General features: G+C 43.8%; 11 protein-coding genes. All 11 read right to left on the bottom strand.

Translation table 11 applies throughout. From position 1 onward, the window contains the following. Positions 1-116: 116 nt before the first annotated feature. From ACXAFM_RS10515 to ACXAFM_RS10465, 11 genes are read right to left on the bottom strand one after another with little or no spacing between them, the layout of a single operon-like run. Complete coding sequence (locus ACXAFM_RS10515) at positions 117-464, bottom strand: hypothetical protein (RefSeq protein WP_474834485.1); 348 nt, start codon at positions 462-464, stop codon at positions 117-119. A gap of 1 nt (position 465) precedes the next feature. Continuing rightward, complete coding sequence (locus tag ACXAFM_RS10510; RefSeq protein WP_474829265.1) at positions 466-1,278, bottom strand: tetratricopeptide repeat protein; 813 nt, start codon at positions 1,276-1,278, stop codon at positions 466-468. Then, positions 1,265-4,228, bottom strand: coding sequence for a tetratricopeptide repeat protein (locus ACXAFM_RS10505; RefSeq protein WP_474834483.1), 2,964 nt, complete (start codon positions 4,226-4,228; stop codon positions 1,265-1,267). The genes ACXAFM_RS10510 and ACXAFM_RS10505 overlap by 14 nt, the downstream gene beginning before the upstream one ends. Further along, the gene (locus ACXAFM_RS10500; RefSeq protein WP_474834482.1) at positions 4,228-6,384 is read right to left on the bottom strand and encodes a hypothetical protein; all 2,157 of its coding nucleotides are present in this window, start codon (positions 6,382-6,384) and stop codon (positions 4,228-4,230) included. Before ACXAFM_RS10500 ends, ACXAFM_RS10505 begins: the two co-directional genes overlap by 1 nt. 11 nt (positions 6,385-6,395) lie before the next feature. Next, entirely contained in the window at positions 6,396-6,971 is a 576-nt protein-coding gene (locus ACXAFM_RS10495) for a hypothetical protein (protein WP_474829261.1), read from the bottom strand. A gap of 10 nt (positions 6,972-6,981) precedes the next feature. Then, positions 6,982-8,115 (bottom strand): DUF3570 domain-containing protein, encoded by a 1,134-nt coding sequence (locus ACXAFM_RS10490; RefSeq protein WP_474829259.1) that lies wholly within the window; start codon positions 8,113-8,115, stop codon positions 6,982-6,984. Continuing rightward, positions 8,102-8,356 carry a DUF4266 domain-containing protein gene (locus tag ACXAFM_RS10485; RefSeq protein ID WP_474834481.1) on the bottom strand — a complete coding sequence of 85 codons (255 nt, stop codon included), beginning with the start codon at positions 8,354-8,356 and terminating at the stop codon, positions 8,102-8,104. Before ACXAFM_RS10485 ends, ACXAFM_RS10490 begins: the two co-directional genes overlap by 14 nt. A 2-nt stretch (positions 8,357-8,358) precedes the next feature. Then, positions 8,359-8,883 carry a TlpA family protein disulfide reductase gene (locus tag ACXAFM_RS10480; RefSeq protein ID WP_474829256.1) on the bottom strand — a complete coding sequence of 175 codons (525 nt, stop codon included), beginning with the start codon at positions 8,881-8,883 and terminating at the stop codon, positions 8,359-8,361. A gap of 10 nt (positions 8,884-8,893) precedes the next feature. Continuing rightward, entirely contained in the window at positions 8,894-9,523 is a 630-nt protein-coding gene (locus ACXAFM_RS10475; RefSeq protein ID WP_474834479.1) for an outer membrane beta-barrel domain-containing protein, read from the bottom strand. After that, positions 9,493-10,248 (bottom strand): SH3 domain-containing protein, encoded by a 756-nt coding sequence (locus ACXAFM_RS10470; RefSeq protein WP_474829253.1) that lies wholly within the window; start codon positions 10,246-10,248, stop codon positions 9,493-9,495. Before ACXAFM_RS10470 ends, ACXAFM_RS10475 begins: the two co-directional genes overlap by 31 nt. Before the next feature lie 3 nt (positions 10,249-10,251). Further along, positions 10,252-12,963 carry an HzsA-related protein gene (locus tag ACXAFM_RS10465; RefSeq protein WP_474834477.1) on the bottom strand — a complete coding sequence of 904 codons (2,712 nt, stop codon included), beginning with the start codon at positions 12,961-12,963 and terminating at the stop codon, positions 10,252-10,254. Between the last annotated feature and the right edge of the window lie 231 nt (positions 12,964-13,194).

The raw sequence follows: 13,194 nt of genomic DNA, 5'->3' as shown, positions 1-13,194 counted from the left end.
GGTTTTTCCTCTCTAAAATGACAGCGGTAACTTCACCGCTATTTTTATTGTTGTTTTAACTTATTCTAGGAAGGGAAAGGTTATCTCTATTCCCACATCCTTGATGGAATCAATACCTATTTGTCAGCCTGATTAATTGGCAAATTCTTTTTAGGCCCCGTCGTACTAATTTGCTTCGACAACGCGACTTTGCGCAAAAACTGCTTTCGCTCCAACGGTTTTAGTTTGCTATTCTTCGGCTTCCACGACAGGGTGCCTTCTATATCGCGATGTTCCGGCAATTGCCAAGGTACAATACTGATCACACGGGGTTGCTCTTTGTCACCGCGGATCGTCGCTTCTAAACGCAAAGGTTCATCAGTTTGCGTTTTTTCTTGCTCTGCGCTTTTAAGTAACCCCGAAAACATAACAGTCGAAGCAAAAACTAAAAACATAAGTGGCTTTTTAAAATTCGGCTTAGTCATTTCAGCTTTCCTCGTCAATTGCGGGCAACTGGCGTCTTAAATCGGCTATCCATCTTGCTATTTCTTTCGACGCTTTCTTGTCAACCTCACCAATTAAGGGGTTGTTAACTAATGCTGCATACTTTTCGTAATTTCTAAGCGCCTTCTCTTTTTTACCCATATACAAATCGTACAAGATGCCCAAATTGTAATAGGTGACTGGATTCCCAGGCCACGCATCAATAGCCTCTAAATAAAAACGCTCTGCTTTAGTAAACTGACCTTCTTCTCTGGCCATTACGCCTAGTCGATTCAACGCTAAGTAATTATTTTCATTTTGCTTTCGCGCCAACTCATAATACAAACCTGCATCTTTGAGCTGAGCAAGTTGTATAGCTATATCACCACGCAACACGTAAATTGATGAAGGAACGTCAGCAGTATTAGACGCTTTTAAATCTTCAAAAAGTGCTTCAATCAGCACTTTGGCCTCTTCATGATTACCTTGTTGGTATAACAACAAGGCACCATCAAGCTTTGCTTGATGTTCTGCAAAAAGCGTAAGTTTCGTCAACTTGTAACGATTAGTGTGCTGCCTTAATGCAAGCGCTTCTTGCTGTAAACTAGTGAGGGCATCTTGGGGCTTGCTTTCTTTTAGCGTATCTTCCTTTGATAAATTTTCAGAACCACTCGCATTTTTATCTTCCGCAACTTGATCGCTTTGTTCATTTGAAAAAATAGGTAAAGATAAGCTGCTACATCCAGTTAAAGCCAGCGCAATTAGCGTGCTAAATAGCCATACTTTCAAAGTTGAAATACGGTTAGAAGGTTTCAATGTTTATCTCCTCACGTATTTCGTTTTTCCGATAGCGATTTGGGTAAAGCTCTGCCAGTGCATTGAAGCTCTCTTCCACCCACTTGTCATAAATACCATCCCAACTTCTTTTAGCGTTGATTTCATATACCTGAATTGCTTGCTCTTCGAAGGGATATGCTTGCTCTTCTAGCAATAAGTCGTATTGTTCTAATTCCAATGCATTGAGCTCAGAGGGGCGCTCTGAACTCATCAAATCTCTTGCAAGCGTTCGATACAAGCCACCAAGCTGATGATTGGCAATAGTAGCGTAATCACGAACTCCGTAAGCAAGAACCTTATTATGTGCATCTACCGCTTTGACAAGGGTGCTGCGCTTTTCAGCGAGGCTTTTCTTTAAAGGTTGAGTGAGTTTCTGTTGTTCAAAAACATATTTTGCATCATCAGCAAATACCATTGCGGCCATTGCGGCGAGTGTTTTAGAGCGCAGTGTAGCCTTATCTCCTGCGCTATCATGTGACTTGATAAGCTTATCTAACCAATAGCGTCGTTTACCGCTCTCTTTACTTTCAAGATAAAACTGACTCATAGTAAACCGCGCTTCTGTAGCTAATTCGAAGGGCTCTGGATAGTTATGAGCATACGCGCGATAAGCAGGCAGAGAGGAAGCACGGTTTCCGGCTTTCTCGTAATAAACTGCTGATTGATATAATGCCTCTCGCCCTGTTTCGCTTTGTTTATTTTGTTTCCAAATAGCTTGCAACATGTCAGCCGCGCGCTTCCATTGCCTGGTTTCTTCATAAACATAGAGTCTTTTCTCATCAATTGAGTCGGCAAGTTCGTGACCGGCAAAGCGAGTGGCAAAATCATCTAAAAGCACTTGAGCTTCTTCAAAGCGTGACTCAGCAATTAAATAATTCGCCGCGTCATACTGTACGTTCACACGAACGTCTACGTCCGGGGTTTTCGCTATTATTCGCTCTAAGTGAGAAATAGCTAACGCAAGATCTCCACTTTCTACAGCATTTTCTGCCTGTCTATACATGCTTATTGCATAATTTCGAGTAAGTGCGTCAAAACCTGTATCTTGCTTGGTCATTCGCTGCAATAGGTTCGCATAGGCCAGCTCCGATGATTTAAAACGCGACAGCCCAAACAAAGCGTGTGCCTCTACGAGTTCCGCTGAATGTTTTATTTCTAACGTAACCGACGCATGCTGAGCTTCTGGAGGAGACAGCAACCATTGACTGAATTTGAGCGCTTCCTCAAATCTGCCTTCTTCAAAATAAGCTTGCATCACGGTTTGAGTCACTTTTACTGCTCTTGAGTCAAGTTCGAAAGTATTAATAAACCGTATTTGACTCTCTCGTTGCTGTTCTAGCAACTCACGCTTTTTATCACTGCTTGTGTAGGTAGAAGACGATAACATTTTCACGTATGACAACAGGGCTGTGTACGCTCCGTCACCAGCCAAAGCGTGGGAAGGATACTCATAGGCAAATTGTTCGTAATGAAGAATTGCTTTACTAAATTGTTCTGATTCAAAGTAACTTTCGGCTAAGTTAAACTCCATCTCAGGTCGTAAATCATCATGAGGAAATGTGGTGATAAATTCAGTGTAAAACCTTGCTGCTCTGCCATACGCGATATCTGCTTGTCTATCTAACGACGCATCATCTAGATTACGCAAGGCCTCAGGTAACAATTTTCGTCTTTGTGATTGAGACAACTGTTGAGCTAAACTATGCTCTGTTTGTGCAAGCTCTTGTAAATAATCATACAAATAAAGCTTCGCCCTCTCTCTACATACCGAACATAGCTCATCAAGTACCCCTTGCTCCTTGCCAAAAGCGTCAATGAAGCCCGCTTTAGCCCTTACCACCTCGCTAGGGAAACCCCCTAAGATAAACGCGTCAATGTGTTTAACGTAGAAAGGAACCGCTTCTCTATGCATGGGGTAAGCAGTAGCAAATGCTAAATACGCTTCACTGGCGTCAATAAACCTGTCGTTATCAAGATGCTGCTGAGCCAACTCATCAAAAACCAAGTGTCGATAGGTCGCTTCGTCTTTATTTTCATAAAAAGCCACAACGGCTTTACCATTACCGCGATACGAAAACAGTGAGGCCATAAGCCTTAAACTATCTTTAACTAATTTCTGCTGCCCTTTTGAAAGTAAAGCTAAATCTGATGATTTCGCTTTTTCAATTTTTTCAATTTCAAGATAAAGGAAACTTGCAGAAAGCATATTATCGAAGGCGACTAGGGCTGCATCATAGTCTTCTAAATTATAGTAAGCCCACCCTTGCATGTAAGATGACATCCCGTAAAACGGGTTGTCTTTACCGTATTTAATGACTTGGTCATAGACTACTGCCGCTCCACTGTAATTTCCTTCACTATAAAAAGCTTCCCCTAGCCTAAACCAAGCTTCAGGCGCGTGAGATGATTCAGGAAATGTTTCTAATAGCTCCCCCAACATTTCTACGCTTTGCTCTCCCTGTGCATTTAAATCGTATGCTCGAGATAGTTGGTACATCATCGCTTCTTTTGACGGGTCATCAGGATAATTGGCAAGGACCTTTTCATACGCTTTTATCGCTTCGGTGTACACAGCCGTGTTGTTAAGCACATCTCCGGTCGATTGCTTTTCTTCGGCTAGTAACATCTCGACATCAGCTAGCCTGAGATCTAACTGACGAGCCAGGCCCTCATCGTCAAGCCTATTAACCAGTTGGGCATAACCATTGCGAATTTCACTCAAGCCAAGTGGCTGAAGCTTGGTTGGCGTCACTTCAATGGGTTGAATAGGTAACTCTGCAAGTAATGCACTTTCTGTTCTTTTTTCCGCATCCTCTTGCTGTTCATTAAATGTAAAAGAGCACCCACAAAGAAATAATAAAAGTGCACTAGTCCAATATTTTTTAGCAGGAAACAAGCTAAAGTTGCTCAAACTACAACCAAGATTCATCACTCTCCCCCCGATTTGTTTGAACGGCTAGAGGGCGAGGGTGTTTTAATGTTCATATCTCTTAACTGCAACATGGCTAACTTACTTTGTGCGCGTTGCTGTGTCAGATATGCCCTTCTTTCTGTAATAACCATTTGAGCAGTCAATGTTAGGGAGTTTTCTAACGATGCAATAAGACTGCGCGTTGAGTACAAGTGTTCTTCTATTCGCCTCTGGACTGAAGAGACTCTCTCACGTTGGGCTTCGGTTAAACTCGGTTTATTAAGAAGCGCGTCAAAGTTAATCTGTGCTTCAACAGCCTGATTCAACAACTCACCGACTTCCTCTAGCGCACGCTGACTTTGCCAACGCACTTTTTGATACTGTTCCGCTAATTGCCAAATCAAAGCCCCTTTTAATCTCGCCAGACGGGCACTGTAACTGGGGCGCATGCTGCGCTCTTGCGTCAATCTTAACAAGCGCGCTTCGCTGCGTTCGAGTCTGGTATACCATTCGTGCTGCTCAGCGGTGGCAAAGGTAAGCAAAGCATTCAGCCACTCGCTATCGTCTTTTGTTTTTAATTGACCTGTTTGGTCTACACGAACGGTGAGTTCTTGGTAAGTGAAAGCAAGCGAATTTAAACGGCCTTCAATATCACTGGAACTGGCATTGTGCGAACGTAAGGCGTGAGTCTTATCGCGTTCCTCTAATAAATTCGAGTAAATCGCAGCGTCTGCTAGCTGTAACCTTAACTCGTGTTCAATGTTGTAAAGTTCAAGCAGCTGCTCAAGCTTGTCTTGTTCACCACTGGCTTGATTTACGATAATTTCAGCCAACAAATCATGTTGAGACAATGGCCACAATGTATCCCAACTAACCGCTTTTAAAGGCGCTTCCTCACCATTGGCCTCTATTTCCTTGCTTATCACTTTTGCCCCTTTCGCAACAGCCTTCCAATAGCCATCGGTGGATATTTTTAAGGTTAAGTCATCAAGTTGGCTAATAGCGATTTCTAATTTGTTTACCAATTGATTGAGGGTGTCGTAGGCTTGTACTTCTCCCCCTTTTTGCGCGTAGCCATATGCAAGTGCGTGGATTGCTTGAAGAGTAAACAAGTTAGTTTCTTGCTTAGAAAGGAAATCCCAAACACCAAGAGCAAGCGGCCAATCGTTACTTTGAGCTAGTCCCCAGCCATAATGCAATAGCGCTTCGTCTCTAAGCAGCGCTTGCCCATTCTCGGCAAATGTATGCTGAATATTAGCGGAACGGTCTCCGCTTGGATCAGTACCCGATACCAAAGCTCGCGTATTTATCTTATCAAATGCGCGAAGTGCTTCCTCTTGTCGCTCTAAGTCTAACAACATTTGCCCTTCGGCTAGCAGCACTTGGTTGAGTAAAGCTCGAGTTTCACTTTCCTCGACACCGTCATCAATATTGTCGTGCCACCAGCTAAACCAAGACATCCAGCCGCTATTATCAACTGCGGAACCACTATTCTCACCTAGAGCTAGCTTTAACTCCTCAAGAATATGATGAGCTTCCAACACATTGTCCTTAAAATACGCATCTATCGCGCGATTGTATTGTAAGTAGTGTCGCGTAATGTGGCCTTGAGGTAGAGCATCAACATAAGTAGCAATATCACTACCGCCCATGGCAAGCACACCTTGCGCTGCTTCGTAGTTCAATTCAAACCACTGTGCTGGCGTGATTAAGTCATATATGTCAGCATCCATAGCGTTTACAGCATTGGAAAAAGCGGTATGTGCTTTCAGCCCCTCATTCACCCTTTGGTGAGAAAAACTCAATCGTGCTAACCAATACCACGCTAACGGGCGATTATTTTCCAGTAACGAATTGGCTTGTGCGGAAAGGTTCTCTTGGGCTAACTTGGGCATGCCATAGCCTAACTGCACACCGCCTTCTAACAGCGTGATTTTTTGTAGCTGTGCTTCCTCTAGCCCCTTTTGTTTTGCAACTGCCATTCGTCCCAAGGTTGTCAGAGGGTCGTCAACATAAAGTGAATATACGGCTTCGCCAAAATGCACATCATTCAAGCGCTGGCGTTGTATTTTTATATCTTGACTCGTCATTCCGTTGTCTACGACACTCAGAGCCTCCTGAGGCATAAACACAATAAGCGCAGCCAGCAATAATCTAGGGCTATATAGCTTCATGTAACCGTGTCCTACAGCACACTTGCCGTAAATTCAGGCTGATGCTTAGAAGTGGAATCGGAGATTTTTAGTTCAATCGCTTGTGGATCTTCACTTTTATCAAACGTCAACGAAACGGCTCGTTTATAGGGTCTATCTTCAGGCCCGATACCAACAAAAAATGCCGTCAGCTGGTGCTTGCCTTGACTTAAGTTACCTAAATACAGGCGCTGTACACCACCGCGTTCTAACGCATTAACTTGTCGCTCGGTATACAAATAATGCGTAGCAAGCTCATCATCTATCAAGAGTTCAACTGAATCGAGCCCGAAATAGGTACCCACATCTAACGCCAGATAGACTGCAACTTGCGTACTTGACGGAAAAAGCAAATCTTCTTCAAGAATAAATAGATCTCGATTTAGGCCAATCAAGGCTTTTTTGAGGTCTTCAATTTGTTCTGCTATAGGCACTTCTAACGCTTGTTCTTCTGCAATAGCTAAATTATTCAAAGAGGCTATAACCACAATCGTGCACACCACACTTCGAACTGCCGCGGATACAAACGAAAATAGATAGAAATTTTTTACTGCATGGTAAATTGTCATTGTTGTTTTCCTAATACCATATAGATACATAAGCGCGGATCACGTTTGCAGAGAAGCTGAAAAGCGCCTCTTCTCCGGCAGGGCCTCCAGCCGTCGCGTCACGAAAGTCATCGTAATTAAACTGCATATAGTCATATTCAAAGTTAAACGCGCTTTTTTCTATGAGTGCTTCTGATGAAAACTGCCACTCGTAAGTAACCCCAATACCGCCAGATACACCAGAATAAGTCGACAGTTCTTTATCTCGGGCCATAAAAGTAAATTCGTCAGCCCGATTGAAAATGTCTTGGTAGAAGTTCGCTTTATCTTGCTGATAAAAGCGAATGTGAGCATCTAAAATCCACGCTTTGCCAAACGTGTGTATATACCCCAGCTTTGCATTGGTTGCTTTAATGCCCCATGTATCTGTGTAATAGCGCAGGTCGCCATAAATACTTGCGCGATAGGGCAAGTAGTAATTTGCATTAATAGAGAATGCATTACTGACTCGCGTTTTTGGATAAACTTCCGTTATAAACGAAAAGCCTCGAGCGCTATCTTGATCTAGATAACGAATGGCGCGGTAGGGATTGTTTAGATAACCTTCATCGGATACGTTTTCAGCGTTAAAGCCCACAATCATATTCTTAGTAACAACTTGCGTAAGACCCACGCCGAACTTTTGTCGCGCCGCTTCTTCTAAAAAGCTTTCATCTCCAACACGACGAATTTCATCATCTCCTCTAGAGTAACTTAGAGCGAGTGTGGTTAAGTCTCCGAAAAAGTCTTGACTGAAGCTAAGGTGATACGAGTTGGCTTCAAAATCGTTTTCGCTTGAATTGGTGTAACTTACATTCATCAATGTTTTATTGTGAAGAAAGTCAGCACCAATGGTCGTCTCGGTGCGCTCTTCTTGGTATTTACTCGCTTGAGCGCGCACGTCAATGGAAGCCCCCGATATTGCATCAACATAATAATTTGCTGAAACTGATACCTTATTACCAATTTTTTTGCGCAGCAAAACGGAAGGCCCATCTATCGACACACCATCTCCGGAGTAACTGTGATACATGACATCCGAACGGTCTTGTGGCAATACAGCCGCAACGGCACTGTAGCTAAATATAATTGAAATTAAAGCTAACCAACGCTTAGTTGCACCCACAGCCACCTCCTGCACCGCCGTCTGCGCCTCTAGCTCCCTCTCTGGCCTCAAAAACATGTTTGGTGTAAGCCGTTGCAACAGGGTTACGATTCATACTCATAATAGGGTCGGCGAGGTTACTGCGCTCATAGGGTTTTACCCAAGGTTCAATATTAGCAATCTCTTCCATTGTGCTTACACAGCCAGATGTAGCGATAACACACATCGAAAGAAGCATGCTTAGCTTAAGTTTTGTTTTCATTGTTATTCCCTTAACAACGCTTTAATGGCTTGTTCATAACGCTTTTCATCACCCGACTTATATCCCTTATGAATTAATCGAGTATTGCCATCACGGTCAACCATGACAGTAGTTGGCATGGCAGAAACATCGTAGAGCTTACTCACATCACCATTGGTGTCGAATAATACAGGGAAGCTCACATCAATATCTTTCAACAATACATTGGCTTTTTCAGGGTCATCATCCACATTTACCCCGTATATCGTCACGCCTAAATCGGCATACTCTTGGTAAAGCGACTCAAACGCAGGCAATTCTTCTCGACAAGGTCCACACCATGATGCCCAAAAATTAACGATAACAATGTTACCTACTTCTTCACTCAAGCGATGATTGGCACCATCCCGCCCTTTAAGAGTAAAGTCTGATGCTGGGGTATTTTTAGTTGCGGCATGAGCATCTGTACATACTAGTAAGGCAGTACTGAGTAGAATAAAAACACTCGCAACGAGGCTAGTTATAGGATCTAAATTTTTAACTTTCATAGGGTCTTACTCAAAAAAAGAACGTCGCACCAAGGGTGTACTGAATGTTATGGGTATTTTTCTCTTCGCCTATCAGTTCGCTGTTAAAAATGCGATCGCGCACATCTAAACGAATGGCAAAAAAATCGGTAAGTAACACGCGATAACCTGCTCCAACGCTCACAGTAAACTGACTTTCACCACCGAAATCTGTATTTCCTCCACCTAATGTGAAGTAAAGGTCCGTGTTAAATACGGTGTTATCGGTGATGAAAAGCTCGCCATTGGCGTTATATCCAACAGATAAGTCGTAGTAGCGATACTCTCGCTCATCGTCGGTTAAAAAAGGCGCACCACCTGACAATACTTCGAAGCTAGTTTCTCCGGCATCCGCTTGCGCATAGCTTGCCTCAGCAAAAATATTTTCAGTGATGTGATAACCAAGAGATACGCCAACAACGGCTGAGGAAGAAAAGTCCTCAATACTCACTTGACCAGCAAACAAGCCAATTTCTATATTTTCGCTATCAATGTCGGCTTCACGTATTTCGCGACGATCTAAATCTGGTTCGATCACAGGGGTTTGCTGTGCGTATGCACCTACACTCATTATTAGCGCAGCTGCACCACCTAAAAGAACACAGAAAGGCCTAATGTCCATTGATTTAACTCCTCTAAGTCATCGCGTTCAGTTAGCGCCGTCAACCGCTTATATTCAGCTCTAACGACAAAATTTTTAGTAAGGTAATACCTTGCACCAGCCCCAACCTCTAACAGATCATTAGTTCTCGACTCTGCTCCGCTTTGCACCAAGGTTGCGCTAGGTTCAGTGCGTATTTGCCCTGCGCCTAAAGTGAAATAAGGAGAAAACTCCCATTCGGGGAATGTGTAATGCTGAAGGCGCACCAACCATAACCTGTTATCTGAAAAATTGCCTAACGCTTGCCCAGCGCTTACTTCTACAGCTATGTTATCGGTGAGTACCCACGCCGCGCTTATCATCATGGCGCTAACGTCTTCTAACTTCCCACCATGTAAACCAAACTCCCAAGTACGTTCGGCATAGCTAGAGAAAGTGCGTTCTGGTAGTTGTATTTCACTATTATCAAGGCCAAGAGTGGCCGCCAGTGCTCTTTTTGCTATCCATCCTAGTTTGTCATTGGCGGTTCGGACTTTGTACCAGCCAGTGTGTGACTTCAGAACGGAGATAACCTCGCCCTTTTTAATAACATGGAAAACCGGAAATTCAGAGGCAGGTCCTGTATGCATATCTGCATATTGCTCAACTACTTTTACTTCAATCTCGTCCGCAGCGTAGGCTTTGTTTAAGTTACTCGCACTAACTATCAAAAGCACAAAACAAATCAATAGCGATACTCTGTTCATTGCTTAGTCCTGAGGCGTGTCGAAAGGGTTGTTATAGTACTGCGCACCTACGTCGAGCCATTCGGCGATAAGGCGCAATTCAGCCTTACTTAGCCAACCTGCGTGTGAGCCACTAGTGAATTGAGAAAAGAAAACTGTGCTAGCTGCCGCGTTCCCTCCACGCGCTGATGCACGAACAGTAATTGTTGTTAACACCGGAATAGGGTTTCCCTCGGCATCCAAGATAAGTTCACCGTCTTCATCGGTTTCGAAAATTGGATTACCGTTACCGTCTACTGCCTGTACCAGTTTATCAAGCAAAACACCCTCTACCACTTCTACTTCGGCATCATTAAACAACAGTTCACGAAAGCCCGTTAATTGGTCTGCGTTATCCAGTGAAGGCTGATTTGTTAAGTCTAGCTGAGCAGCAGGAACTTGTGTCATTCCATCGGCATCGCTTGGTGAATGGCAGCTTACGCAAGTGTGATCACTTACTAACATTCCTTGGGAATCAAACGTGGTTCGAGGGAGTTCGAATAGTGGCTGAATGTGGTCAGGATAGTTGATCACAATCCGGCACAAGCTAGTCCAAGCTTGGGCACAACTCTGAGAAATAGGAATTGCTGTGGTCATATCACCATATGCGTATGAAAAAGATTCGGCCACTTCATTTGTTGCGGGGTCAGTCCAAATATCTTCATACATAATGTCAGCGCTTGGGAAAACGTCACCTTTTATACGCGCCCTAGTCTCTGCCATTGTTTCGCCTAAATCAGCAAATAGTGCGGGGTTTGCACCAGGGTGAGGGCCACCAGTATTTGGCGCACCCAAATTTATTGATGGATATTCAGCGTCTAATCTACCATGGGGTAATTCACTGTCGCTTGTGTGGCATCCATTACAAGTTTTCACCTCGCCGGGTACCAGTTGAATCCAGTTGTTGTGTCTAGGCGAAACTCGCATGCCGTCTTGGTTTAAAAAGCTGAATGACAGTGGTACGTTTGCCGGCAAATCAAGCATGACAGAACCGTCCGGTTCAACCATTTCGTAGCCTAAAATCTCGCGCATTAGCAAATTTCGAGATGGCCCAAAATCGCTGCGCTCAACCTCTATAATGTCGTCATCAGGAATGGATACACTTTTTACAACACGCACGAAGCGAATAGGTCTCTGCTGCGGCGATGTTAACGCTGGGTTGGCCATATCAGTGATCCCCAAAGGTGTAACATCTTCGCCCGAGAAATCGTAAACACTTCGAATATGAATCCTTCCTAAGCCTTGCTCTGCAAGTTCACTACTATAATTTTCAGCCTGCTCATAGTCTTGGGGAAATCCGCGCTGCTCCATAGACACCACCTCGGTGTACGCAATGCCCTCCTGTGGCGGTGCAATCACTTGCTGCGTATTAGTAACGGGATCGTACATCCACAACCCATAAAGTTCAGGGGCAGCTTCTACATTTTCTTCTGTGAGAAGTTCTTCAGTGCAGGGAACTATTTTACGCTCGTCGCTACTTTGCTCATCGCTTTCTGGTGCCAAAACTCGGCATTGACTCCAAGTAAAAAGCTGCCTTCCACTGCCATCAAATAACGGGTATAGAGACGATACGTAGCCGCCAAGGGAAAGCTGAGACTGTGTATCAATCGTGTCAAAGAGCGCTGGAATTTGCCCGGGCCCTGCAGCACCGTAGTTTGCCGCTACAGGCGTATCTCGATCAATGAAGTCGCTAGTATTTAGTTGAAAGAAATTCCCACCTAACCGAGTGCGTTGATATTCACTTACAGCCACAATGACTTGCCCATCAGGTGTTATTCGGCTTTTGGTAAAATGTTGGTTGCTGCCTTCGAAATCATGACTGTGTCGACCATAGACAACCTCTAATTGACTACCATCTGGGTTCATTTGATACAAATGCATACCCTTATCACCTGCTGCTTGGTCCCATCGGGTGAAAAGCACTTTGCCATTTGGGAGCACTAGAGGATCGAGGTCATGACTTTGATTGAATGAAATCTGCGTTATATCGGTACCATTAGCGTCCATAACATGAAGCACAGACGCAGCGACTTGAAGGCTTTCTTCTAAACCTGAGTATTGGGCTTTACCCTCGTCAATCAAAATCGCTTGATTAGTACGCTGACGAGTAGAACTAAAAACAATACGGCCATCAGGTAGATAGACTGGGCTCGTATCTTCTCCTGCTTCAGCAACAATATCTGAGGCGATAACTCTTCGTAGCGAATCGCTTAGTAAGTTATATTCCCAAATATTCCACGTTGGTTGTTCATCGTCATCAGCGTCTTCAATTTCCGGAGCTCGCATGGCGAAAAGCAAACGAGTGCCATCGTAAGAAGCTTCTAAATCTTTGACATCGTATTGTAGCGTAACGAAGTCTTCAGAGCCTTGTTCGTCAGAGTCAGTTTCTAGAAAAACCCGGTCAGTGATATTGATTTCTTCACTGCTTACCGCGGCCCTGTTTTTGATAAAAAGTGCGGCACCTGGGATGAATTGAGTAGGAGTTCGAAGATCGATATCAATTTGATTTCCAGCGTCGTCAACAGGAAGCGTTCGCTTTATAAACGCGATTGGAATATCGACAACGACAGGATCAGGCTCTTCATTGCTTTGAGAAACAACAGATTCACCACAACCAACAAGCAACAATGCAATTAACACGCACACGCTGTGCATAGCCAAATAACTCGCGTTTTTTTGGCTTAGTAAAAGTTTCATGGTCCCTGAACCTCTAACTGAAAATACCTTTCCTAAAACATTTTATTTATCAGTGAGGAAACAACCAATACTCATTTTTAAATGGTAAAGCGATATGCTTAGGCATTTTTACTGGATAAACATTGGGTGGCCATTTACATACCACTGACATTTGTAAATGTTGCTCCATCATTCCATTAACTGCGAAATGACTCAAGCTGAAAAAGTATAAAAAAGGATATTTTTCCATAC

It is taken from the genome of Alteromonas sp. ABD4_190 (assembly GCF_056160105.1).
The sequence above is the reverse complement of the archived record's forward strand: the minus strand, read 5'-3'. Positions and strand labels throughout refer to the sequence as shown.

What these genes read in the sequence shown, in the direction of transcription:
- ACXAFM_RS10465 (WP_474834477.1), bottom strand. Translation starts at nt 12,963, where the DNA reads ATGAAACTTTTACTAAGCCAAAAAAACGCGAGTTATTTGGCTATGCAC.
- ACXAFM_RS10470 (WP_474829253.1), bottom strand. Translation starts at nt 10,248, where the DNA reads ATGAACAGAGTATCGCTATTGATTTGTTTTGTGCTTTTGATAGTTAGT.
- ACXAFM_RS10515 (WP_474834485.1), bottom strand. Translation starts at nt 464, where the DNA reads ATGACTAAGCCGAATTTTAAAAAGCCACTTATGTTTTTAGTTTTTGCT.
- ACXAFM_RS10500 (WP_474834482.1), bottom strand. Translation starts at nt 6,384, where the DNA reads ATGAAGCTATATAGCCCTAGATTATTGCTGGCTGCGCTTATTGTGTTT.
- ACXAFM_RS10485 (WP_474834481.1), bottom strand. Translation starts at nt 8,356, where the DNA reads ATGAAAACAAAACTTAAGCTAAGCATGCTTCTTTCGATGTGTGTTATC.
- ACXAFM_RS10480 (WP_474829256.1), bottom strand. Translation starts at nt 8,883, where the DNA reads ATGAAAGTTAAAAATTTAGATCCTATAACTAGCCTCGTTGCGAGTGTT.
- ACXAFM_RS10495 (WP_474829261.1), bottom strand. Translation starts at nt 6,971, where the DNA reads ATGACAATTTACCATGCAGTAAAAAATTTCTATCTATTTTCGTTTGTA.
- ACXAFM_RS10475 (WP_474834479.1), bottom strand. Translation starts at nt 9,523, where the DNA reads ATGGACATTAGGCCTTTCTGTGTTCTTTTAGGTGGTGCAGCTGCGCTA.
- ACXAFM_RS10505 (WP_474834483.1), bottom strand. Translation starts at nt 4,228, where the DNA reads ATGAATCTTGGTTGTAGTTTGAGCAACTTTAGCTTGTTTCCTGCTAAA.